We start from the raw sequence: 22,006 nt of genomic DNA, 5'->3' as shown, positions 1-22,006 counted from the left end.
TCCGGGTGCCGGTGGGGGCGGGGTCGTCCGGGTCCGCCGGGGACGCGAGCGTCTCGGCCGTCATGCGCCCGCCTCCGTGCCGTCGGTGGCCGCCAGGGTGAAGGCGGCCGGGTCCGGGGCGGGGGGCCGGACGAGGCCCATCAGGCCCGGCACGAGGTCCGCGACGACCACTCCCTCGCCCCACTTGCCGCCCTCGTCCGGCACCAGCAGTTCCGCGACGTCCAGGACATGGTGTCCGGCCATGGAGGGCAGGCAGCTTCCCCGGGCCGGGCCGATCGCCGCCGCCCAGTCCGCCGGGATCGCGCCCGCCCCCCGCGCGGCCCCGGCCAGGGCGCCCGCCACGGCCGCCGTGGTGTCGGCGTCGCGGCCCATGTTCACCGCCGTCAGGACGGACTCGCGGAAGTCGCCGTCGGCCGCCGCGTACGCGCCGAAGGCGAGGGCGACCGCCTCGGGGGCGAGGTCGGTCCACGGGTAGCCGCCGATGACGACCGCGGAGCGGACGGCCCGTTCGCCGCGGTGGGCCACCGCCGCCGCCCGGCGCAGCGAGCGCGCCGTCCAGGAGTCCTCGGGGATCACGGCCAGCGCCGCGGCCACCACGGCGGCCGTCGGCGCTCCGGCCATGGCCGCCGCGACCCCGGCCGCGACCGCCTGCCCGCCGTGGATGCCCTCGCCGTCGTGGCTCACCGAGCCGTCGATCGCGACCAGCCGGGCCGCTTCGGCCGGGCGGCCCGCGGCGAAGACGCCGAAGGGCGCGGCGCGCATGGCCAGTCCGTCGCTCCAGGCGTGCCGGTGCTGGGCGGAGATCGGTGCGGCCAGGCCCCGGCGGAGGTTCTCCAGGGTGCCGCGTTCGCTGAAGCCGGCCCCGCGGAAGGGTCCCTCGTCGAGGTCGGCGATCCACTGGTGCCAGGCGGCTTCCACGTGGGCCGGGGTGAGCGCGGAGCCGTGCCGGGCCAGCAGCAGCCCGGAGAAGATCGCGTACTCGGTGTCGTCGGTGCCGGCCGGCCGGTCGGTGACGTATCCCGTGATGCGGCCCCAGCGGGCTCGGATCTCGGAGGGCTTCAGGTTCTCCGCGGGGGCGCCCAGGGCGTCGCCCACGGCCAGGCCGAGCAGGGCGCCGCGGGCTCGGTCACGGATCGTCGGCATGGGCGGCCTCTCCGGCGGGGGCTCCGCACGGGCGCGGAGCCGTCTGCGGATGTGTCCCACCGTCGGCGGTTGACCCGAGCCTGAATTCTTCTCATGTCACCCGGTCGACATCTGTGCAGCTGCTGTCTCGAATGAGCGCTCGAAGGTAAAGCCGCAGGTTAGCCGAGCCTTTCCTTGCTGGCGACCCGGAATCCGCAAGCGTACTTTGGTGTTGTCACAAATTAGAACGTGTCCAAAGTTAGCTTTGGCTTAGCTATCTTTTCCGTCGCAGGGGGATCCCGCATGGCCATCATCGAGACCGAGGCGTCACTGCACGAGGCGCACCGGGACAACCACACCCACCGGGACGTCAACGGGGGCTGGCTGCGCCCCGCCGTGTTCGGCGCGATGGACGGTCTGGTCTCGAACCTCGCCCTGATGACCGGCGTCGCCGGCGGATCCGTCGGCCAGCAGACCATCGTCATCACCGGTCTCGCGGGGCTGGCCGCCGGCGCCTTCTCCATGGCCGCCGGCGAGTACACCTCCGTCGCCTCGCAGCGTGAACTCGTCGAGGCCGAACTGGACGTGGAGCGGCGGGAGCTGAGGAAGCACCCGCAGGACGAGGAGGCCGAACTGGCCGCGCTCTACGAGTCGCGGGGCGTCGAGCCCGCACTCGCGCGGCAGGTCGCGCAGCAGCTCTCGCGCGACCCGGAGCAGGCGCTGGAGATCCACGCCCGCGAGGAACTGGGCATCGACCCCTCCGACCTGCCCTCGCCGCTGATCGCCGCCGTCTCCAGCTTCGGGGCCTTCGCGCTCGGCGCGCTGCTACCCGTGCTGCCCTATCTGCTGGGGGCCGCCTCCTTGTGGCCGGCCGTGCTGCTCGCGCTGGCCGGGCTGTTCGGCTGCGGCGCGGTGGTCGCCCGGGTGACCGCGCGGACCTGGTGGTTCAGCGGACTGCGCCAACTCGTCCTCGGCGGCGCGGCGGCCGGTGTGACGTACGCCCTGGGCACGTTGTTCGGAACGGCCGTAGGATAGATCGGATGCTACTTATGCGGTGGGACGCATAAGTAGTTGTTACCGACTGGTTTCGGCGGCTCGGCCACCGGGCATGAGCCGTAAGCGCTGTGGGCAATGAGGCCTGCGGCGCACTCGCGGAGTGGGTGACGCCGCTCCCTCCGCCCCCCTTCCGGCCCGGCGGGCCATGATCAGACCGATCCCCTCCCGTCCGGTCCCCCCATACTTTTCGGCCACGTCCGCGGCACCCCCGACGGCCCGTGGCGTCCGCATGCTGGAACGGAGTATCCGGTTCCCGAGAACCGCTCCATCATGTAACCTGCACGAAATTTTGCGTTACGCAGAGGGCCAACGTCGTCCCTTCGCCAGCAGACATGCCACTTGAGACGACGACGGGAGAGCCGATGCGTACGCCGCGCCAGCCGTCCCAGCATTCCGCGAATGGCCAGAACTGGTCCTTCATGGATGCTCGCCCTGCTGCGCAGGGTATGTACGACCCCCGCAACGAGCACGACGCCTGCGGCGTCGGTTTCGTGGCCACCCTCACCGGCGAGGCGAGCCATGCGCTGGTCGAGCAGGCGCTCACCGTTCTGCGCAACCTCGAACACCGCGGCGCCACCGGCTCCGAGCCGGACTCCGGCGACGGCGCGGGCATCCTGACCCAGGTCCCGGACGCCTTCTTCCGCGAGGTCGCCGGATTCGAGCTGCCCGAGGCCGGCCACTACGCCGTCGGCATCGCCTTCCTCCCCGAGGACGGCCTCGCCGAGACCGTCTCGCGCATCGACGCCATCGCCGACGACGAGGGCCTCACCGTCCTCGGCTGGCGCGAGGTGCCGGTCGCCCCCGAGCTGCTCGGCGCCACCGCCCGCTCCACGATGCCCGCCTTCCGCCAGGTCTTCGTCACCGACGGCCGCTCGCAGGGCATCGACCTCGACCGCAAGGCGTTCGTGCTGCGCAAGCGCGCCGAACGCGAGGCCGGCGTGTACTTCCCGTCGCTGTCCGCGCGGACGATCGTCTACAAGGGCATGCTGACCACCGGCCAGCTCGAGCCCTTCTTCCCGGACCTGTCCGACCGCCGCTTCGCCTCGGCCGTCTCGCTCGTCCACTCCCGCTTCTCCACGAACACCTTCCCCTCGTGGCCGCTCGCGCACCCCTACCGGTTCGTCGCCCACAACGGCGAGATCAACACCGTCAAGGGCAACCGCAACTGGATGACCGCCCGCGAGTCGCAGCTCGTCTCCGACCTGTTCGGCTCCGACGACAAGGCCATCGAGCGGATCTTCCCGGTCTGCACCCCCGACGCCTCCGACTCGGCGTCCTTCGACGAGGTGCTCGAACTGCTCCACCTCGGCGGCCGCTCGCTGCCGCACTCCGTGCTGATGATGATCCCGGAGGCGTGGGAGAACCACGACTCCATGGACCCGGCCCGGCGCGCCTTCTACCAGTTCCACTCCACGATGATGGAGCCCTGGGACGGCCCGGCCTGCGTCACCTTCACCGACGGCGTCCAGGTCGGCGCGGTCCTCGACCGCAACGGCCTGCGCCCCGGCCGCTACTGGGTCACCGACGACGGCCTCGTCGTCCTCGGCTCCGAGGTCGGCGTCCTCGACATCGACCCCGCCAAGGTCGTCCGCAAGGGCCGCCTCCAGCCCGGCCGCATGTTCCTCGTCGACACCGCCGAGCACCGCATCATCGAGGACGACGAGATCAAGGCCCAGCTCGCCGCCGAGAACCCCTACGCCGAATGGCTCGAAGCCGGCGAGATCGAGCTGATCGACCTCCCCGAGCGCGAGCACATCGTGCACACCCACGCCTCGGTCACCCGCCGCCAGCAGACCTTCGGCTACACCGAGGAAGAGCTGCGCATCATCCTCGCGCCGATGGCCAAGACCGCCGGCGAACCCCTCGGCTCCATGGGCACCGACTCGCCCATCGCCGCGCTCTCCGCCCGCCCGCGCCTGCTGTTCGACTACTTCACGCAGCTGTTCGCGCAGGTCACCAACCCGCCGCTGGACGCCATCCGCGAGGAGCTCGTCACCTCGCTGCGCTCCTCCCTCGGCCCCGAGGGCAACCTGCTGGAGCCCACCGCCGCGTCCTGCCGCTCGGTCACCCTGCCCTTCCCGGTGATCGACAACGACGAGCTGGCCAAGCTCATCCACATCAACGCCGACGGCGACATGCCCGGCTTCAAGGCCACCACGCTCTCCGGCCTGTACCGGGTGCACGGCGGCGGCGACGCGCTGGCCGCCCGGATCGAGGAGATCTGCGCCGAGGCCGACGCCGCCATCGACAACGGCGCCCGCCTCATCGTCCTGTCCGACCGCCACTCCGACGCCGAGCACGCGCCGATCCCCTCGCTGCTGCTCACCTCGGCCGTCCACCACCACCTCATCCGCACCAAGCAGCGCACCCAGGTGGGCCTGCTGGTCGAGGCCGGCGACGTCCGCGAGGTCCACCACGTCGCCCTGCTCATCGGGTTCGGCGCCGCCGCCGTCAACCCGTACCTGGCGATGGAGTCCGTCGAGGACCTGCTGCGCGCGGGCACCTTCCTCGACGGCATGGAGCCCGAGCAGGCGATCCGCAACCTGATCTACGCCCTCGGCAAGGGCGTCCTGAAGGTCATGTCCAAGATGGGCATCTCCACCGTCGCCTCCTACCGCGGCGCCCAGGTCTTCGAGGCCGTCGGCCTCGACGACGCCTTCGTCGCGAAGTACTTCAGCGGCACCGCCACCAAGATCGGCGGCATCGGCATCGACGTCGTCGCGCAGGAGGTCGCCGCCCGCCACGCCAAGGCCTACCCGGCCTCCGGCATCGCCCCGGCGCACCGCGCGCTCGACATAGGCGGCGAGTACCAGTGGCGCCGCGAGGGCGAGCCGCACCTGTTCGACCCCGAGACGGTCTTCCGCCTCCAGCACTCCACCCGCACGGCCCGCTACGACATCTTCAAGAAGTACACGGACCGCGTGAACGAGCAGTCCGAGCGCCTCATGACGCTGCGCGGCCTCTTCGGCCTCAAGTCGGACCGCCCCTCGATCCCCCTCGAGGAGGTCGAGCCCGTCTCCGAGATCGTCAAGCGCTTCTCCACCGGCGCCATGTCGTACGGCTCCATCTCCCAGGAGGCGCACGAGACCCTCGCCATCGCCATGAACCAGCTGGGCGGCAAGTCCAACACCGGTGAGGGCGGCGAGGACCCGGAGCGCCTGTACGACCCGGCGCGCCGCTCCAGCATCAAGCAGGTCGCCTCCGGCCGCTTCGGCGTCACCTCCGAGTACCTGGTCAACGCGGACGACATCCAGATCAAGATGGCCCAGGGCGCCAAGCCCGGCGAGGGCGGCCAGCTGCCCGGCCACAAGGTCTACCCGTGGGTCGCCAAGACCCGGCACTCCACCCCGGGCGTCGGCCTGATCTCCCCGCCGCCGCACCACGACATCTACTCCATCGAGGACCTGGCGCAGCTGATCCACGACCTGAAGAACGCGAATCCGCAGGCGCGGATCCACGTGAAGCTGGTCTCCGAGGTCGGCGTCGGCACCGTCGCCGCCGGCGTGTCCAAGGCCCACGCGGACGTCGTGCTCATCTCCGGCCACGACGGCGGCACCGGCGCCTCCCCGCTCACCTCGCTCAAGCACGCGGGCGGCCCCTGGGAACTCGGCCTCGCCGAGACCCAGCAGACCCTGCTGCTCAACGGCCTGCGCGACCGGATCGTCGTCCAGACCGACGGCCAGCTCAAGACCGGCCGCGACGTGATCATCGCCGCGCTGCTCGGCGCCGAGGAGTTCGGTTTCGCGACCGCGCCGCTCGTCGTCTCCGGCTGCGTCATGATGCGCGTCTGCCACCTGGACACCTGCCCCGTCGGCATCGCCACCCAGAACCCGGTCCTGCGCGACCGCTTCGCCGGCAAGGCCGAGTACGTCGTCAACTTCTTCAGGTTCATCGCCGAAGAGGTCCGCGAACTGCTCGCCGAGCTGGGCTTCCGCTCGATCGAGGAGGCCGTCGGCCACGCCGAGGTCCTCGACGTCGAGCGCGCCGTCGACCACTGGAAGGCCCAGGGCCTCAACCTGGCCCCGCTCTTCCACGTGCCGGCGCTGCCCGAGGGCACCGCCCTGCACCAGGTCGTCGCCCAGGACCACGGCCTGGAGAAGGCGCTCGACAACCAGCTCATCAAGCTGGCCGCCGACGCCCTCGCCGCGGACTCCGCGACCGACGCCCAGCCGGTGCGCGCCCAGGTCTCCATCCGCAACATCAACCGCACGGTCGGCACCATGCTCGGCCACGAGGTGACCAAGCGGTTCGGCGGCGCGGGCCTGCCCGACGACACCGTCGACATCACCTTCACCGGCTCCGCCGGCCAGTCCTTCGGCGCCTTCCTCCCGCGCGGCGTCACGCTGCGCCTGGAGGGCGACGCCAACGACTACGTCGGCAAGGGCCTGTCCGGCGGCCGGGTGATCGTCCGTCCCGACCGGAACGCCGACCACCTCGCCGAGTTCTCCACCATCGCGGGCAACACCATCGCCTACGGCGCGACCGGCGGCGAGCTGTTCCTGCGCGGCCGCACCGGCGAGCGGTTCTGCGTGCGCAACTCCGGCGCGACGGTCGTCTCCGAGGGCGTGGGCGACCACGGCTGCGAGTACATGACCGGCGGCCACGCGGTGGTCCTCGGCGAGACGGGCCGCAACTTCGCGGCCGGCATGTCCGGCGGCATCGCCTACGTGATCGACCTGAACCGCGACAACGTCAACGCCGGCAACCTCGCCGCCGTCGAGACGCCGGACGACGCGGACAAGCAGTGGCTGCACGACGTGGTGCGCCGCCACGCCGAGGAGACCGGCTCCACGGTCGCCCAGAAGCTGCTGGCGGACTGGGACGCGGCGGCCGAGCGTTTCAGCAAGATCATTCCCAGTGCCTACAAGGCAGTGCTCGCCGCCAAGGACGCCGCCGAGCAGGCGGGACTCTCCGAGTCCGAGATCACCGAGAAGATGATGGAGGCGGCGACCAATGGCTGACCCGAAGGGCTTTTTGAACCACGGCCGCGAGGTCGCCCGGTCCCGTCCCGTCGACGTGCGGCTGAAGGACTGGAACGAGGTCTACGTCCCCGGTTCGCTGCTGCCGATCATCGGCAAGCAGGCCAGCCGGTGCATGGACTGCGGCATCCCGTTCTGCCACAACGGCTGTCCGCTGGGGAACCTGATCCCCGAGTGGAACGACTACGCCTACCGCGAGGACTGGTCGGCCGCGTCGGAGCGGCTGCACGCCACGAACAACTTCCCGGAGTTCACCGGGCGGCTGTGCCCGGCTCCCTGCGAGTCGGCGTGCGTGCTCGGCATCAACCAGCCGCCGGTCACCATCAAGAACGTCGAGGTCTCGATCATCGACAAGGCGTGGGAGACCGGGGACGTCGCCCCGCAGGCCCCCGAGCGCCTGTCCGGCAAGACCGTCGCGGTCATCGGTTCGGGCCCGGCCGGTCTGGCCGCCGCCCAGCAGCTGACGCGGGCCGGTCACACGGTCGCCGTCTACGAGCGCGCGGACCGCGTCGGCGGCCTCCTGCGCTACGGCATCCCCGAGTTCAAGATGGAGAAGCGGCACATCAACCGCCGCATCGAGCAGATGCGCGCGGAGGGCACCCGCTTCCGTACCGGCGTCGAGATCGGCCGCGACCTCAAGGCGACCGACCTCAGGAAGCGCTACGACGCGGTCGTCATCGCCGCCGGCGCCACCACCGCCCGCGATCTGCCGGTTCCCGGCCGTGAACTCAAGGGCGTGTACCAGGCGATGGAGTACCTGCCGCTGGCCAACAAGGTGCAGGAGGGCGACTTCGTGGCGCCCCCCATCTCGGCCCAGGGCAAGCACGTCGTCGTCATCGGCGGCGGCGACACGGGCGCGGACTGCGTGGGCACCGCCCACCGCCAGGGCGCGGCCTCGGTCACCCAGCTGGAGATCATGCCCCGCCCGGGCGAGGAGCGGGACGCGGTCTCCCAGCCGTGGCCGACCTTCCCGATGCTGTACAAGGTGACCTCCGCGCACGAGGAGGGCGGCGAGCGGGTCTACTCCGTCTCCACCACCCACTTCGAGGGCGACGAGGACGGCAACGTCCAGTGGCTGCACCTCACCGAGGTCGAGTTCGTCGAGGGCAGGCTGACCCAGAAGCCGGGCACGGAGCGCAAGATCCCCGCCCAGCTGGTGACGCTGGCCATGGGCTTCACCGGCACGGACCGCGAGAACGGCCTGGTCGAGCAGTTCGGCCTGGAGCTGGACGAGCGCGGCAACATCGCCCGCGACGCCGACTTCGCGACCAACGTGCCGGGCGTGTACGTCGCCGGTGACGCGGGCCGCGGCCAGTCGCTCATCGTGTGGGCGATCGCGGAGGGCCGCTCGGCCGCCCGCGGCGTCGACCGGTTCCTCACCGGCGCGAGCGAGCTGCCCGCCCCGATCCGCCCGACGGACCGCTCGCTGATGGTCTGATCCCCCGCACCGGGGGAACCCCGAAACGTCCCGTACAAAGGCGTGCGGAACACACGCGGCGCCTGCCACGTCCCCGACCGGACCGGCAGGCGCCGCGGCATGTCGGCGGCGCCCCGGGGACGGCGGCCGGCGTCCCCTACGGAACCCGGAACGTCTCCCCGTAGACCTGCCAGCGCAACGGCGGCCGCAGGCCGAGGTTGCCCTCGCGCAGGAAGCGGCGCTGGGTGGTGTCGACGCGTGAGGTGTCGACGCCGGGGTGCCGGACGATCATGGCGCGGCGGCGGGCGTCGAGGAACGCGTCGAGGTAGGCGGTCTCGCCGCCGCCCTGGGCCGGGGTGCGGGCCTGGCGCATCGCACGGGCGCGGATGCCGTCGAAGCTGGTCGGTCCCGTGCCGGGGCCGTGGAAGACGAGGGCGTCGTAGTAGATGAACTGGCCCAGCGCGCCCAGCCCGTCGGCCCGGCCCCGGCGCACCGCCGGATCGAAGTAGACGCGGTCGCGCTCGGCGTCCTGCGCGGCCCGGAAGGCGGGGACGCGGGACTCGGCGCGCCAGGCGTCCGGGAAGCCGGGGTCGAGGCCCTCGTGCGAGTCGGTGCCGTCGACGCGGCGCAGGGCGGGCAGGTAGGGGGCGAGCGCGTTGCCGGGGTGGGCGCGGGTGTAGTCCCCGACGAGGGAGAGCAGATCGCTCGTGCCGGTGCAGAAGCCGATCAGGCCGGCCGTGTAGCCCTGGCCGTCGCCGATGTCCTCGACATAGCCGTACGCGCCGCGCCAGTCGAGGGTGCCGTTCTCCGCGCTGGCCACGATCTGCTGGGCGACTTCCTTGTGGGCGGGAGCGGCCAGACCGGGCGCCGCCCCTCTCCCGGCCGCCGGCCGGGCGGGCCGGGCGGGCCGGGCGGGGGGTGACGCCGATGCGGACCGTGCGGGCGGTGCGGAAGACGCCGAACGGGCGGGCTGCGGGCGGCGTTCGGCCTGTGCGGGGCGTTCGCGCCGCACCGGGTCCTCGTCCTGGGAGGGGCCTGCGGTCTGCGAGGGGATGAGCAGGTACACCGTCGACGCCACTGCGGCGCAGACCAGGGCGGCACGTTTCATGCCGCACACCCTAGAGCGGGCATGTCGCGTTCTTTGTCATTTCATCCTCATTGGCCGATGTGCGAACAGACGGGCGAACAGGCGGGTGAACAGCGGCCTGTGTGGGAGGCTTTGCGCCATGGCCGCGATCAGTCTCACGAAGGTCCAGCAGGCCGCGCCCGCGCTGGTCGACCTCTACAAGCACGCCGGAGCGTCCCTCGCCGAGCACGGTCTCGACGGCCAGCGGGCCGCCGTGTATCTCGTCGTCGACTACTCGGGGTCGATGAAGCCGTACTACCGGGACGGCAGCGTGCAGGCCCTGGCCGACCGGGTATTGGGGCTGTCGGCGCATTTCGACGACGACGGGCGGGTGCCGGTCGTCGTCTTCTCCACCGACGTCGACGCCGTCACCGAGATCGCCCTCGACGACCACCTCGGCCGCGTGGACCGCATCGTGGCCGGACTCGGGCACATGGGGAAGACCAGTTACCACCTGGCCATGGACGCCGTCATCGACCACTACCTCGACAGCGGTGCGAAGGATCCCGCTTTCGTCGTCTTCCAGACCGACGGCGGACCGATCAACAAGCTCGCCGCCGAACGGTATCTCTGCAAGGCCGCGAAGCTGCCGCTGTTCTGGCAGTTCGTCGGCTTCGGCGACCGCGGCAGCAAGCAGTTCGACTTCCTGCGCAGGCTCGACGAACTGCCCGTGCCGGCGAAACGGGTCGTCGACAACGCCGGTTTCTTCCACGCCGGCCCGGATCCGCGAGCGGTCGCGGACGCCGACCTGTACGACCGGCTGGTGCGCGAGTTCCCGCAGTGGCTGGCGGCCGCGCGGGCCCAAGGGATCGTCACGGCGTAGCCGGGCCCACCGCCCGCCGACGTCCGCACCGTTGGCTCGGCCGGTCCCCCGTGGCACCCTGAGGAGGTTGATCCGAGGGGGAGGCGACGGCGCATGGCCGACAGCGCGATATCGGTGAACGAGGGAGCGGGCGGGGGGAGTTCGGGGCGACGGGGCGAGCCCGGCCGGGGTGAGCGGGTCGCCGACTGGGCCGACGGCCGGCTGGGCCTGTACACGCTGGCGAAGGCCAATCTGCGCAAGGTGTTCCCGGACCACTGGTCGTTCATGCTGGGCGAGATCTGCCTGTACAGCTTCCTCGTCCTGCTCCTGACCGGCGTCTGGCTCACCCTGTTCTTCGAGCCGAGCAGCGCCGAGGTCGTCTACCACGGCACGTACGTCCCGCTCAACGGCGTCACCATGACGAAGGCCTACGAGTCGACCCTGCACATCAGCTTCGACGTGCGCGGCGGGCTGCTGATCCGGCAGATCCACCACTGGGCGGCGCTGGTCTTCGTCACCGGGATGCTCGTGCACATGATGCGGGTGTTCTTCACCGGCGCGTTCCGCAAGCCGCGCGAGGTCAACTGGGTGTTCGGCTGGCTGCTGTTGTTCCTCGGCATCCTCACCGGCCTGACCGGCTACTCGCTCCCGGACGACCTGCTGTCCGGCACCGGGGTGCGGTTCGCGGACGGGGCGATCCTGTCCGTGCCGATCGTCGGCACGTACCTGTCGTTCTTCCTGTTCGGCGGGGAGTTCCCGGGGCACGACATCATCTCGCGGTTCTTCCCGATCCATGTGCTGCTGCTGCCCGGGATCATGCTGGGGCTCGTCGTGGCCCACCTGATCCTGGTGTTCTTCCACAAGCACACCCAGTACCCGGGGCCCGGCCGCGACCAGAAGAGCGTGGTGGGCATGCCGTTCATGCCGGTCTACATGGCCAAGGCGGGCGGATTCTTCTTCCTCGTCTTCGGCGTGCTGGCGGTGATGGGCGCGATCGCGAGCGTCAACCCGGTGTGGGCGTTCGGGCCCTACCGCCCGGACCTGGTGACGACCGGCGCCCAGCCCGACTGGTACCTCGGCTTCTCCGAGGGGCTGATCCGGGTGATGCCGGGATGGGAGATCAACGCCTGGGGCCACACCCTGGAGCTGGGCGTGCTGATCCCGTTCTCCCTCTTCCCGCTGATCCTGCTCGCCATCGGCGTCTACCCGTTCGTCGAGGCGTGGATCACCGGGGACCGGCGCGAGCACCACATCCTGGACCGGCCGCGCAACGCGCCCGTGCGCACCGGGCTCGGGGCGGCCTGGCTGGCGCTGTACGCGGTGCTGCTGATCGGCGGCGGCAACGACATCGTGGCCACGCATCTGCATCTGTCCATCAACGCGATCACCTGGTTCGTGCGGGTGTCCGTGTTCGCCGCCCCGGTGATCGTCTTCACCGTGACCAAACGCATCTGCCTGGGGCTCCAGCGCCGCGACCGCGACAAGGTGCTGCACGGACGGGAGACGGGCACCATCAGGCGGCTGCCGCACGGCGAGTACGTCGAGGTCCACGAACCCCTCGGCCAGGGCGCGCTGTTCACGCTCACCCAGCACGAGCAGCACCCGCCGTACGCGATCGGCCCGCTCGTCGACGACAACGGTGTGCGGCGGCCGGTCACCGCGGCCCAGCGGGTGCGGGCGCGTCTCGCGCGGGTCATGTTCGGCGCCGGCAGCCACATCCCCAAGCCGACCGCGCGGGAGTACCGGGAGCTGACCGCGGGCCACGGGCAGGGGCACGGCCACGGGCCGGGGCGCGGGGACGGGCCGGGGCGCGGGGACGGGCCGGGGCGCGGGGACGGGCCGGGGCGGGGGGCGGGGTCCGGGCACTGACGTCCGCCCGGACCGTCCCCCCGCGTCCGCCCCCCGCCCGGCCCCGTCGGCCCGTGGCCGGCCCTCAGCGCTCGGCGGGCCAGGTGCGCAGCAGCACGTCGAGGGCGTCCAGGATCCGGGTCCAGGTCTCCTGGGTGTCGGGTGCGCTGTGGCTGAAGCCGCCGCCCAGCTCCAGGCTGACGTAGCCGTGGAAGACGCTGCCGAGCAGGCGGACGGCGTGCGTCTGGTCCGGCTCGGCGAGGTCGTAGCCGCGCAGGACCGCGCGGGTCATCCGGGCGTGCCGGCCGCCCGCGCTCGCGGCCGCCGTCTCGGGGTCCAGCCGCAGCTGGGCCGCGGCGTAGCGGCCGGGGTGCTCGCGGGCGTAGTCGCGGTAGACGTCGGCCAGCGCGGTCAGGGCGTCCTTGCCGGCCCGCCCGGCCAGCGCGACGTCGCCCCGGTCGGCCAGCTCGGCGAGCGCCAGCAGGGCGATCCGGGTCCGCAGATCGTCGGAGTTCTTCACGTGCGAGTACAGGCTCGCGACCTTGACGTCGAAGCGCCTGGCCAGCGCCGAGACGGTCACTTGGTCGAAGCCCACCTCGTCGGCCAGTTCCGCACCCGCCCTGACCAGGCGTTCCGTGCTCAGTCCTACGCGCCCCATGGTCGTCTCCCGCCCGGTTTGGTGGCTTGCCGCAGCGAGCCGTCCGCCGACGGTCATTATGCGCTACCCGTAACGACTTAAGCATTTGCCTAAAAGCTTTAGGCAAATTAGCCTGAACGATATGAAGCCGCTGACCGAACAGCAGATCCGCGCCGCGTTCGTGAACTGCACCAAGGGCGAGGCCAAGCGCCTGGCCGTGCCGCGCGACTTGGCCGACCGGCCCTGGGACGACCTGGACTACCTCGGCTGGCGCGACCCCCAGGCCCCCGACCGCGCCTACCTCGCGGTCGAACTGGACGGTCGCCCCAGGGCCCTCCAGCTGCGCGCGACCGCCTCCGGCTGGGGGCAGTCCCGGCGCAGCATGTGCACGATGTGCCTGACCACCCACTCCGGCGGCGTCAGCCTGATGGTCGCCCCCAAGGCGGGCAGGGCCGGCCAGCAGGGCAACTCCGTGGGGGCCTACATCTGCAGAGACCTCGCCTGCTCGCTGTACGTGCGGGGCAGGCGGGACGCGGGCGCCGGGGCCCGGCTGCACGAGACGATCACGCTGGAGGAGAAGATCGCCCGCACCGTGGCCAACCTCGCCGCGTTCGTCGCCAAGGTGACCGCGTGAGGCGCTCGTTCGTCGCCGAGCTGACCGCGTGAGACGCTCGTCCGTCGCCGAGGTGACCGCGTGAGGCGCTCGTGATCAGTGCACCTGGCCGTGGGCCCGCAGCACCTCCGCCCGGCACTCGCCGGGCGTGCCCCATGCCGTGCGCAGGGCGGCCGCCTTGGTGAGCCAGAGCGACAGGTCGTACTCCGCCGTGTAGCCGAGCGCCCCGTGCAGCTGGAGCGCGGCGCGCGCACTCGCGTAGGCCGCCTCGCCGGCGCTCGCCTTCGCCGCCGCCACGTCCGCCGCCGTCATCGTCACGGCGGCCCCGAGCACCAGGGGACGGGCGAACTCCAGGGCGATCTTCACGTCCGCCAGCCGGTGCTTGACCGCCTGGAACGAGCCGATCGGCGCCCCGAACTGCACGCGCCGGTGCACATGCGCCACCGTCCGCTCCAGCAGCGCGAGGCCCACGCCGAGGGCCTGGGCGGCCGTGGCGAGGCGCGCCCACCGCAGCGCGCGGTCCACGGCCGGCGCCGCGTCGAGGAGTTCGCCGCCCGGCGACAGCCGGGTCAGCCGCCGGGCCGGGTCCAGGGACGGCCGCACCGGGCCGTGACCGGGCGCGAGCCGCAGGCCGTCGGCGGTCAGCGCCAGCCGGAGCGTGACCGCGTCGCCGTCCAGGGCGTAGCGGCCCTCGCGGGCGACCGTCGCCGCCGAGCGGCCCGAGGCCAGCCCCGCGAGGAACCGCTCGGCGGGCCCCGGCCCGGACAGCAGGGCCGCCGCGGCGACCGTCTCTGCCAGCGGGCCCGGAACCGCGTGCCGCCCCAGCTCCACGAAGGCCACGACCAGATCCACCGGCCGCGGCCCGAGACCCTCGTACTTCTCCGGGACCGCCAGGGCGAACACGCCCGCCTCCGCTATCCGGGACCACAGCGCCCAGCCGCGCGCCCGGTCCCCGCGGCTCCAGTCGCGCACCGCCGCCGTCGTGCCGGCCGCGCCCAGCATCGCGTCCAGCGACCGGGCGAACGCCCGCTGTTCGGCGTCCAGCAGGAACCGCACCGGCACGGGCGCCTGCGAGGAGGTCATGTGCGGCGTCCCTTCGGCAGGCCGAGCAGGCGCTCGGCGACGATGTCGCGCTGGATCTCGTTGGCACCCGCGTAGATCGGCCCGGCCAGCGCGAAGACGTACCCCTCGGCCCACGGGGTGTCGCCCGTCTCGCCGTCCTCGCCCAGCAGGTCCAGCGCCGTCTCGTGCAGCGCGATGTCGTACTCCGACCAGAACACCTTGTTCAGGCTCGACTCCGGTCCGAGCCGCTCGCCGGCCAGGACGCGCGAGGCGGCCGCCCAGGTGAACAACTGGTACGCGCGCGCACCGATCAGGGCGTCGGCGACCCGGTCCGCCGCCTCGGGCGGACCGCCCCGGTCCTGCCACAGCGCGTGCAGTCGCGCGGCCGAGGCGAGGAAGCGGCCGGGGGAGCGCAGGGTGAGCCCGCGTTCGTCGGCCGCCGTCGACATCGCGATGCGCCAGCCCTCGCCCGGCCGGCCGATCACGTCCTCGTCCGGCACGAACACCCCGTCCAGGAACAGCTCGGCGAAGGCCGGCTTCCCGTCCAGGCGGCCGACGGGGCGGACCGTGACGCCGGGGGCCCGCAGGTCGAACATGAAGTAGCCCAGGCCCCGGTGCGGCGCGTCCGCGCCGGGATCGGTGCGGAACAGGCCGAAGGCCCGGTCGGCGAACGCCGCGCGCGAGGACCACGCCTTCTGCCCGCTCAGCCGCCAGCCGCCGTCCGCGCGGACCGCCCTCGCGCGCAGCGACGCCAGGTCCGAGCCCGCCTCCGGCTCCGACCAGGCCTGCGCCCACACGACCTCGCCGGCGGCCATCGGGGGCAGCACACGGGAACGCTGCTCCTCGGTGCCGTGCTCGAACAGGGTGGGGGCGAGCAGGCTCACGCCGTTCTGGCCGACCCGGCCCGGTGCGCCCGCCGCCCAGTACTCCTCCTCGAACAGCAGCCAGCGCGTCAGCCCGCAGTCCCGGCCGCCGTAGCGCTCCGGCCAGTTCACCGCCGACCAGCCGCCGGCCGCCAGCTCGGCCTCCCACGCGCGGTGCGCGGCGAAGCCCTCGGCGGTCTCCAGGGACGGCAGCGGCCGCGCCGGCACGTGCGCGCGCAGCCAGGCCCTTGCCTCGGCGCGGAACGCCTCGTCGGCGGGGGAGTGTGCGAGGTCCACGGCCACCCTCTTTCCCGGACGTTCTTCCCTAACAAGTGTTTGGTAGGTTAGCGTGCTGTCATGACGAACGTCGAGGGTCCGCCGTACGTTCCCGGGCACGCGCTGCTCCACGGACGCGGCGCCGTCGTCACCGCGGCCGCCGGCACGGGCATCGGCGCGGCCACCGCCCGCCGCTTCCTCGAAGAGGGCGCCCGCGTCCTGATCAGCGACGCCCACCCGCGCCGGCTCAAGGCCCACGAGGCGGAACTCGCCGAGGAGTTCGGGCCCGACGCGGTCACGGCACAGCCCTGCGACGTCACCGACGAGCGCCAGGTACGCGCCCTGTTCGACGCCGCCGTCGCCGCCCACGGACGGCTGGACGTCGTCGTCAACAACGCCGGACTGGGCGGCACCGCACCCCTCGCCGACATGAGCGACGACCAGTGGACACGGGTCCTCGACGTCACCCTGAACGGCACCTTCCGCTGCACCAGGGCCGCCCTGCGGCTCATGCGCGCGAGCGGCGGCGGCGTCATCGTCAACAACGCCTCCGTCGCCGGCTGGCGCGCCCAGGCCGGACAGGCGCACTACGCCGCCGCCAAGGCGGGCGTGATGGCCCTGACCCGCTGCGCCGCCGTCGAGGCGGCCCCCCACGGGGTGCGCGTCAACGCCGTCGCGCCGAGCCTGGCCATGCACCCCCACCTCGTGAAGGTCACCACCCCCGAACTGCTGGAACAGCTCACCGAACGCGAGGCCTTCGGACGCTACGCGCAGCCCTGGGAGGTGGCCAACGTGATCGTCTTCCTGGCCTCGGACTACTCCTCGTACATGACGGGCGAGGTCGTCGCCGTCAGCAGCCAGCACGCCTGACGACCGGAGCAGCCCACAATGGACCCGTGCCGACCAAGAAGAAGCCCCAGGTGACCGCCGCGCCCGCGCGCCGCGGCGAACTGCTCGACACGGCCGCCGAGGTCTTCGCCGAGCAGGGCTACAACGCCACCACCGTGCGCAAGATCGCCGACCACGCGGGCATGCTCGCGGGCAGCCTCTACTACCACTTCGACTCCAAGGAGTCGATGCTCGAGGAGATCCTGCGCACCTTCCTCGACGAGCTGTGGAGCGGCTACGACACCGTCCTGGCCGCCGGGGAGGGCCCTCGCGAGACCCTCGAAGCGCTGGTCACCGAGTCGTTCCGGGAGATCGACCGGCACCGCGCCGCCGTCGCGATCTACCAGAAGGAGAGCCGCCAGCTCGTCGCGCAGGAACGGTTCGCGTTCCTCGCCGAGTCGCAGCGCAGATTCGAGAAGGCGTGGCTGTCCACACTGGAACGCGGCGTGGCGGACGGCGTGTTCCGCGCCGACCTCGACGTCCGGCTCACCTACCGCTTCGTCCGCGACACCGTCTGGGTCGCCGCCTCCTGGTACCGGCCCGGCGGACAGCACAGCCCCGAGGAGATCGCCCGCCAGTACCTGTCGATGGTGCTGGACGGCATCGCCGTACGACAGCCGGACCGGCCGGCCCCGGGCGAACCGCCGCACACCCAAGGCCGCCCCGCCTGAACAGCCGCCGGCCGGCAGCGCAGACCGACGACCGCACGAGCACAGCCGCAGGAGAACAGTCCGAGCAACCGCCCCTTCCCCCGAGGGAGTCGCCATGGCCGAGGCCTACATCGTCGAAGCGGTCCGTACCCCCGTGGGGCGGCGCGCGGGAGGTCTGTCCCGGGTGCACCCGGCCGACCTCGGGGCGCACGTCCTCAAGGAACTCCTCGCCCGCGCGGGCGTCGACCCCGCGGCCGTCGAGGACGTCGTCTTCGGCTGCCTGGACACCGTCGGACCCCAGGCCGGGGACATCGCGCGGACCTGCTGGCTGGCCGCGGGACTGCCCGAGGAGGTGCCCGGCGTGACCGTGGACCGCCAGTGCGGCTCCTCGCAGCAGGCCGTCCACTTCGCCGCGCAGGGCGTCCTGTCGGGCACCCAGGACCTGGTCGTCGCGGGCGGCGTGCAGAACATGTCCCAGATCCCGATCGCCTTCGCCACCCGGCAGGCCGCCGCACCGCTCGGCTTCACCCAGGGCCCCTTCGCGGGCAGCGAGGGCTGGCGCGCCCGCTACGGCGACCGGCCCGTCAACCAGTTCGCCGGCGCCGAGATGATCGCCGCCAAGTGGGACATCACCCGCCGCGACCAGGAGGAGTTCGCCCTGCGCTCGCACCGGCGCGCCGTCCGCGCCCTCGACGAGGGCCGCTTCACCCGCGAGACCGCCGCCCTCGGCGACGTCACCGCCGACGAAGGGCCGCGCCGGGACACCTCCCTGGAGAAGATGGCCGCGCTCAGGCCCGTCATCGACGGCGGCACCGTCACCGCGGCCTGCTCCTCGCAGGTCTCCGACGGAGCGGCCGCCCTGCTGCTCGCCTCCGAGGCCGCCGTGCGCATCCACGGACTGCGCCCCCGCGCGCGCGTGCACCACCTCTCCGTACGCGGCGAGGACCCCGTCCGCATGCTCACCGCCCCCATCCCGGCCACCGCGCACGCCCTGAAGAAGACCGGCCTCACGATCGACGACATCGACCTCGTCGAGATCAACGAGGCCTTCGCGCCCGTCGTCCTGGCCTGGCTGAAGGAGACCGGCGCCGACCCCGACCGGGTCAACGTCAACGGCGGCGCCATCGCCCTCGGCCACCCCCTCGGCGCGACCGGCGCCAAACTGATGACGACCCTCCTGCACGAACTCGAACGCACCGGCGGCCGCTACGGCCTCCAGACCATGTGCGAAGGCGGCGGCCAGGCCAACGTGACCGTCATCGAACGGCTCTGAAACCTTCCAGCGACGCCAGCACCCCCTCCGCCTGCCCCATCACCCGCCCCACCAGCTCCGCGCACGACGGCAGGTCGCCGATCACCCCGGCGACCTGCCCGGACGCCATCACCCCCGCATCCGTGCGCCCCTCCACCATCGCCGACCGCAACAGCATCGGCGTGTTCGCCGCGAGCAGCACCTGACTCCAGGACAGATCCTTGCCGTGCCGCAGCGCCAGGCCGTCGCGCACCATCTGCCGCCAGGTCAGCCCCGACAGCCTGCGGAACGCGGCCGCGTGCCGCACCGCCCGCAGCAGGGCCGCGGCACGCCCCGCGTCCTCCAGCGCCCCCACCAGCTCCGAGCGCAGCATGCGGTGCGGAAGACCGTCCACCGCCCGGGTGACCGTGACGTCCCGCACGCCCGCCGCCAGATAGCGCGCCTTCACCGCGTCCGGGACCGGCGAGTCCGACGTGAGCAGGAACCGGGTGCCCATGGCCACGCCCGCCGCCCCGTACGCCAGCGCCGCCGCCAGCCCCCGGCCGTCGAAGAACCCGCCCGCCGCCACGACCGGCACGTCCACCGCGTCCACCACCTGCGGAAGCAGTACCGTCGTCGCCACCTCGCCGGTGTGCCCGCCGCCCTCCCCGCCCTGCACGATCACCGCGTCCGCCCCCCACGCGGCGACCTTCTCGGCATGCCGGCGCGCCCCGACCGACGGCATCACGACCACGCCGGCCCCCTTCAGCTCGGCGATCAGCTCACGGGACGGCGCGAGCGCGAACGACGCCACCCGCACCCCCTCGTCGACGACGATCCGCACCCGGTCGCCCGCGTCCGCCGCGTCGGCCCGCAGATTGACGCCGAACGGAGCGTCCGTGCGCGCCCGCACCTCCCGCACCGCCGCCCGCAACTGGTCCAGCGTCATCGTGGCCGACCCCAGCACGCCCAGCGCCCCCGCGTTCGCCGCCGCCGACACCAGCCGCGGCCCCGCCACCCATCCCATCCCGGTCTGCACGATCGGGTGGCGCACCCCGACCAGCCGGGTCAAGGCCGTCTCCATCAGCCGGCGACCTCCCGCGCGCGGACCCCGTCCGGATCGATCACCTCACGGATCAACCGCAGCTCCTCGGCCGTCGGCTCCCGCGTGAACGGCACCCGCTCCGGCACCGCCAGCTCGAACGCCGTCGCCCCGCGCACCTCCTCCACGCTCACCCCCGGATGCAGCGACGCCAGCCGCATCGAGCGGTCCGCAGTCGCGAAGTCGAAGACGCCGAGGTCGGAGACCACCCGCGGGATGCGGTGGTGCCGCGCCCCGTCCGCACGGTCGTAGCCCACCCCGCACACCATGTCGACCCGCTCCACGAACACCCGCCGCGAATGCCGTGGCACCCAGTAACTCGTCGGATTGTTCAGGGAGTTGACCGGCGCACCCCGCACCCCCAGCAACTGGCGCACCGGCTTCTCCCAGTCGCCGATGCAGGAGATGTTCTGGTTGCCGAACCGGTCGATCTGGCTCGCGCCCATCATCACGTGCCGCCTGCCCCCCATGACCAGCTCCAGATGCGACCGGTAGGGCAGCCAGCCCTCCACCACGCCGTCCACCCCGACGAGCAGCGCCTCGCCGTCGGTCAGCAGCAGCTCCGGCGAGAACGTGCACCGGGCCAGCCGCGCGCCGACCGAGGGGATCACGCCCATCGGACTCGCCAGGATCTCGCCCGCCCCCCGCCACGCCTCCGCGCACGCGACCACGCAGTACTCCGCCCGCGTCACCGCGCTCACGTCGCCTCCCCGGCCGCCGCCCGGTACGCCCGCTCGTCCCCCGCGAGGAACCGCGCCGCGAACTGCGGCCACGGCGTCGTCGCGTACACCTTCTGGAACGCCTCGTCCCGCCCGTAGTCCGGCGCGCACGACGTGAAGTGCGCGCCCTGGGGCGCCTCCACGACCCCCGTCACCGTGTGCCGCCTGATCAGCAGCGACTGCGGCGGCCCCTCCTTCGTCAGCTCCGCCGTGTCGACGATCCGCTCACAGCTGACGTACGCCGCGTCCGCGGCCTCGCAGAACAGGTCGTCGAAGTACGGATCCGGGCCCAGATACTGCCCGTTGCCCCGCCGGTCGGCCCGGTTGACGTGCACCAGGGCCGCGTCCAGCCGCAACGCCGGCATGGCCACGAACGTCTCCCCGTCCTCGTACGGCGACGTCACCGTCCGCAGCCCCGGACTGACCCGCATCACGTCCGAGCCGAGGCCCGCGCGCACCGGCAGGAACGGCAACCGGTGCGCCGCCGCGCGCAGCCCCCACAGGAACATCGCCTCGTCGACCTCCGTCAGCTCGAACGCCCCCCGCTCACGGGCCGCCTGGTAGTGCGGCTCGAGCGGGATCGAGTCGAGGGTGGCGAACGCGGCGACCACCCTGCGCACCCGCCCGGCCGCCGCGAGCATGCCGACGTCCGGGCCCCCGTACGACACCACCGTCAGGTCCGTGACCGGCGAGCGCAGCAGCGCCCGCACCAGCGCCATCGGCTTGCGCCGCGACCCCCAGCCGCCGATGCCGACCGTCATGCCGCTCTCCAGCCGGGAGACGGCCTCCTCGGCGCTCATCGTCTTGTCACTCATCCCGGCCCCTTCCGTCGGCCGCCGAACCGAACGTGTCGCGCACCCGGTCGGCGACGCCGGCGACGCTCGCCTCGTAGGTGAAGCCCTGCTCGAAGCGATAACTGCGCCGCACGTCGACGGGATCGATGCCGTTGAGAGCCGCCTTCGCCAGCCGCATCAGCTCACCGTCCTTCGCCGCGATCTCCCCGGCCAGCTCCAGCGCCGCCCGCTCCAGTCCGTCCGGCGCGACCACCCGCCACACCGAGCCGTGCGCGTGCAGCTCGGCCGCCGACACCGTGCGCGCCGTGTAGTACAGGGCCCGCAGCAGATGCCCGGGCACCAGCCGGGCCAGATGCGTCGCCGCGCCCAGCGCGCCCCGGTCCAGCTCCGGCAGCCCGAACACGGCGTCCTCGCTCGCCACGATCACGTCCGCGTTGCCCACCAGACCGATCCCGCCGCCCAGGCAGAAGCCCCGCACCGCCGCCACCACCGGGACCTCGCACTCGTACACCGCCGCGAACGCCTCGAAGCAGCCGCGGTTCGCGCCCACCAGCGCCGGCCCGCCCCGCGCCTGGATCTCCTTGACGTCGACGCCCGCGTTGAACCCCCGGCCCGAGGCCGCGAGCACCACGCACCGCGTCGCCGGATCCCGGCCCGCCGCGCGCACCGCGTCCGCGAGCGCGAACCAGCCGGCCACCGGCAGCGCGTTCACCGGCGGGAAGTCGACCACGACCAGCGAAATCCCCTTTTCCGGGGACGAGGTGGAGACACCCATGGAAGCATCAGCTACCTTTCCACCAAACGTTTGTTAGGCGGAAGGT

The 22,006-nt window shown here is 72.7% G+C and carries 18 protein-coding genes; 9 read left to right on the top strand and 9 right to left on the bottom strand.

Annotated elements, in window-relative coordinates:
* Positions 1-60: 60 nt before the first annotated feature.
* Positions 61-1,143: an ADP-ribosylglycohydrolase family protein gene (locus OG802_RS08995; RefSeq protein ID WP_329408846.1), complete on the bottom strand. Its 1,083-nt coding sequence runs from the start codon at positions 1,141-1,143 to the stop codon at positions 61-63.
* Positions 1,144-1,425: 282 nt separating this feature from the next.
* On the opposite strand from OG802_RS08995, the gene OG802_RS08990 reads away from it, so the two are divergent.
* From OG802_RS08990 to OG802_RS08980, 3 genes are all read left to right on the top strand, one after another.
* The gene (locus OG802_RS08990; protein WP_329408845.1) at positions 1,426-2,157 is read left to right on the top strand and encodes a VIT1/CCC1 transporter family protein; all 732 of its coding nucleotides are present in this window, start codon (positions 1,426-1,428) and stop codon (positions 2,155-2,157) included.
* Between the two features lie 383 nt (positions 2,158-2,540).
* Positions 2,541-7,139: a glutamate synthase large subunit gene (gene gltB, locus OG802_RS08985; protein ID WP_329408843.1), complete on the top strand. Its 4,599-nt coding sequence runs from the start codon at positions 2,541-2,543 to the stop codon at positions 7,137-7,139.
* Positions 7,132-8,595 carry a glutamate synthase subunit beta gene (locus OG802_RS08980; protein WP_329408842.1) on the top strand — a complete coding sequence of 488 codons (1,464 nt, stop codon included), beginning with the start codon at positions 7,132-7,134 and terminating at the stop codon, positions 8,593-8,595. Before gltB ends, OG802_RS08980 begins: the two co-directional genes overlap by 8 nt.
* A 136-nt stretch (positions 8,596-8,731) precedes the next feature.
* Here OG802_RS08980 and OG802_RS08975 read toward each other — a convergent pair whose 3' ends face one another.
* A complete protein-coding gene (locus OG802_RS08975) occupies positions 8,732-9,682 on the bottom strand; it encodes a chitosanase (RefSeq protein WP_329408841.1) in 951 nt (316 codons plus the stop codon).
* A 118-nt stretch (positions 9,683-9,800) separates the two neighbouring features.
* Here OG802_RS08975 and OG802_RS08970 point away from each other — a divergent pair, with 118 nt between their 5' ends.
* Both OG802_RS08970 and qcrB read left to right on the top strand, forming a co-directional pair.
* Complete coding sequence (locus OG802_RS08970) at positions 9,801-10,523, top strand: vWA domain-containing protein (RefSeq protein WP_329408838.1); 723 nt, start codon at positions 9,801-9,803, stop codon at positions 10,521-10,523.
* A gap of 93 nt (positions 10,524-10,616) precedes the next feature.
* Positions 10,617-12,371 carry a cytochrome bc1 complex cytochrome b subunit gene (qcrB, locus tag OG802_RS08965; protein WP_329408837.1) on the top strand — a complete coding sequence of 585 codons (1,755 nt, stop codon included), beginning with the start codon at positions 10,617-10,619 and terminating at the stop codon, positions 12,369-12,371.
* A gap of 64 nt (positions 12,372-12,435) precedes the next feature.
* Here the strand turns inward: qcrB and OG802_RS08960 are convergent, their stop codons facing one another.
* Positions 12,436-13,008 (bottom strand): TetR/AcrR family transcriptional regulator, encoded by a 573-nt coding sequence (locus tag OG802_RS08960; protein ID WP_329408836.1) that lies wholly within the window; start codon positions 13,006-13,008, stop codon positions 12,436-12,438.
* Between the two features lie 121 nt (positions 13,009-13,129).
* Here OG802_RS08960 and OG802_RS08955 point away from each other — a divergent pair, with 121 nt between their 5' ends.
* Complete coding sequence (locus tag OG802_RS08955) at positions 13,130-13,621, top strand: FBP domain-containing protein (protein WP_329408834.1); 492 nt, start codon at positions 13,130-13,132, stop codon at positions 13,619-13,621.
* A 75-nt stretch (positions 13,622-13,696) separates the two neighbouring features.
* On the opposite strand, the gene OG802_RS08950 is transcribed toward OG802_RS08955, so the two are convergent.
* Together OG802_RS08950 and OG802_RS08945 are read right to left on the bottom strand one after the other, a co-directional pair.
* Complete coding sequence (locus tag OG802_RS08950) at positions 13,697-14,656, bottom strand: acyl-CoA dehydrogenase family protein (RefSeq protein ID WP_329417004.1); 960 nt, start codon at positions 14,654-14,656, stop codon at positions 13,697-13,699.
* Between the two features lie 23 nt (positions 14,657-14,679).
* Positions 14,680-15,822 (bottom strand): acyl-CoA dehydrogenase family protein, encoded by a 1,143-nt coding sequence (locus OG802_RS08945; RefSeq protein ID WP_329408832.1) that lies wholly within the window; start codon positions 15,820-15,822, stop codon positions 14,680-14,682.
* A gap of 60 nt (positions 15,823-15,882) precedes the next feature.
* Here OG802_RS08945 and OG802_RS08940 point away from each other — a divergent pair, with 60 nt between their 5' ends.
* The 3 genes from OG802_RS08940 (at position 15,883) to OG802_RS08930 (ending at position 18,612) form a co-directional block, all read left to right on the top strand.
* Positions 15,883-16,671 carry an SDR family oxidoreductase gene (locus OG802_RS08940; protein WP_329408830.1) on the top strand — a complete coding sequence of 263 codons (789 nt, stop codon included), beginning with the start codon at positions 15,883-15,885 and terminating at the stop codon, positions 16,669-16,671.
* Positions 16,672-16,697: 26 nt separating this feature from the next.
* Positions 16,698-17,360, top strand: coding sequence for a TetR/AcrR family transcriptional regulator (locus OG802_RS08935; protein ID WP_329408828.1), 663 nt, complete (start codon positions 16,698-16,700; stop codon positions 17,358-17,360).
* Between the two features lie 94 nt (positions 17,361-17,454).
* Positions 17,455-18,612, top strand: a complete 1,158-nt coding sequence (locus tag OG802_RS08930; RefSeq protein WP_329408826.1) for an acetyl-CoA C-acetyltransferase — start codon at positions 17,455-17,457, stop codon at positions 18,610-18,612.
* Here OG802_RS08930 and OG802_RS08925 read toward each other — a convergent pair.
* Genes OG802_RS08925 through OG802_RS08910 form a run of 4 tightly spaced genes read right to left on the bottom strand, consistent with a single transcriptional unit; the run spans position 18,596 to position 21,960 of the window.
* Complete coding sequence (locus tag OG802_RS08925) at positions 18,596-19,654, bottom strand: NAD(P)H-dependent flavin oxidoreductase (RefSeq protein WP_329408825.1); 1,059 nt, start codon at positions 19,652-19,654, stop codon at positions 18,596-18,598. The genes OG802_RS08930 and OG802_RS08925 overlap by 17 nt on opposite strands.
* Positions 19,654-20,373 (bottom strand): CoA-transferase subunit beta, encoded by a 720-nt coding sequence (locus OG802_RS08920; RefSeq protein ID WP_329408823.1) that lies wholly within the window; start codon positions 20,371-20,373, stop codon positions 19,654-19,656. The genes OG802_RS08925 and OG802_RS08920 overlap by 1 nt, the downstream gene beginning before the upstream one ends.
* Positions 20,370-21,206, bottom strand: a complete 837-nt coding sequence (locus tag OG802_RS08915) for a CoA transferase subunit A (protein ID WP_329408822.1) — start codon at positions 21,204-21,206, stop codon at positions 20,370-20,372. Before OG802_RS08915 ends, OG802_RS08920 begins: the two co-directional genes overlap by 4 nt.
* Complete coding sequence (locus tag OG802_RS08910) at positions 21,199-21,960, bottom strand: enoyl-CoA hydratase family protein (protein ID WP_329408820.1); 762 nt, start codon at positions 21,958-21,960, stop codon at positions 21,199-21,201. Before OG802_RS08910 ends, OG802_RS08915 begins: the two co-directional genes overlap by 8 nt.
* Positions 21,961-22,006: the final 46 nt, after the last annotated feature.

The sequence above is a fragment of the Streptomyces sp. NBC_00704 genome (genome assembly GCF_036226605.1).
Lineage (GTDB): Bacteria > Actinomycetota > Actinomycetes > Streptomycetales > Streptomycetaceae > Streptomyces.
Note: the sequence above shows the minus strand (reverse complement) of the source record. Positions and strands in the feature narration are given on the sequence as shown.

Excerpts from the sequence above, each read along its gene's own strand:
- qcrB (WP_329408837.1), top strand. The coding sequence starts at position 10,617 with ATGGCCGACAGCGCGATATCGGTGAACGAGGGAGCGGGCGGGGGGAGT.
- OG802_RS08910 (WP_329408820.1), bottom strand. The coding sequence starts at position 21,960 with ATGGGTGTCTCCACCTCGTCCCCGGAAAAGGGGATTTCGCTGGTCGTG.
- OG802_RS08980 (WP_329408842.1), top strand. The coding sequence starts at position 7,132 with ATGGCTGACCCGAAGGGCTTTTTGAACCACGGCCGCGAGGTCGCCCGG.
- OG802_RS08960 (WP_329408836.1), bottom strand. The coding sequence starts at position 13,008 with ATGGGGCGCGTAGGACTGAGCACGGAACGCCTGGTCAGGGCGGGTGCG.
- OG802_RS08915 (WP_329408822.1), bottom strand. The coding sequence starts at position 21,206 with ATGAGTGACAAGACGATGAGCGCCGAGGAGGCCGTCTCCCGGCTGGAG.
- OG802_RS08940 (WP_329408830.1), top strand. The coding sequence starts at position 15,883 with ATGACGAACGTCGAGGGTCCGCCGTACGTTCCCGGGCACGCGCTGCTC.
- gltB (WP_329408843.1), top strand. The coding sequence starts at position 2,541 with ATGCGTACGCCGCGCCAGCCGTCCCAGCATTCCGCGAATGGCCAGAAC.
- OG802_RS08930 (WP_329408826.1), top strand. The coding sequence starts at position 17,455 with ATGGCCGAGGCCTACATCGTCGAAGCGGTCCGTACCCCCGTGGGGCGG.
- OG802_RS08955 (WP_329408834.1), top strand. The coding sequence starts at position 13,130 with ATGAAGCCGCTGACCGAACAGCAGATCCGCGCCGCGTTCGTGAACTGC.
- OG802_RS08970 (WP_329408838.1), top strand. The coding sequence starts at position 9,801 with ATGGCCGCGATCAGTCTCACGAAGGTCCAGCAGGCCGCGCCCGCGCTG.
- OG802_RS08975 (WP_329408841.1), bottom strand. The coding sequence starts at position 9,682 with ATGAAACGTGCCGCCCTGGTCTGCGCCGCAGTGGCGTCGACGGTGTAC.
- OG802_RS08925 (WP_329408825.1), bottom strand. The coding sequence starts at position 19,654 with ATGGAGACGGCCTTGACCCGGCTGGTCGGGGTGCGCCACCCGATCGTG.
- OG802_RS08990 (WP_329408845.1), top strand. The coding sequence starts at position 1,426 with ATGGCCATCATCGAGACCGAGGCGTCACTGCACGAGGCGCACCGGGAC.
- OG802_RS08995 (WP_329408846.1), bottom strand. The coding sequence starts at position 1,143 with ATGCCGACGATCCGTGACCGAGCCCGCGGCGCCCTGCTCGGCCTGGCC.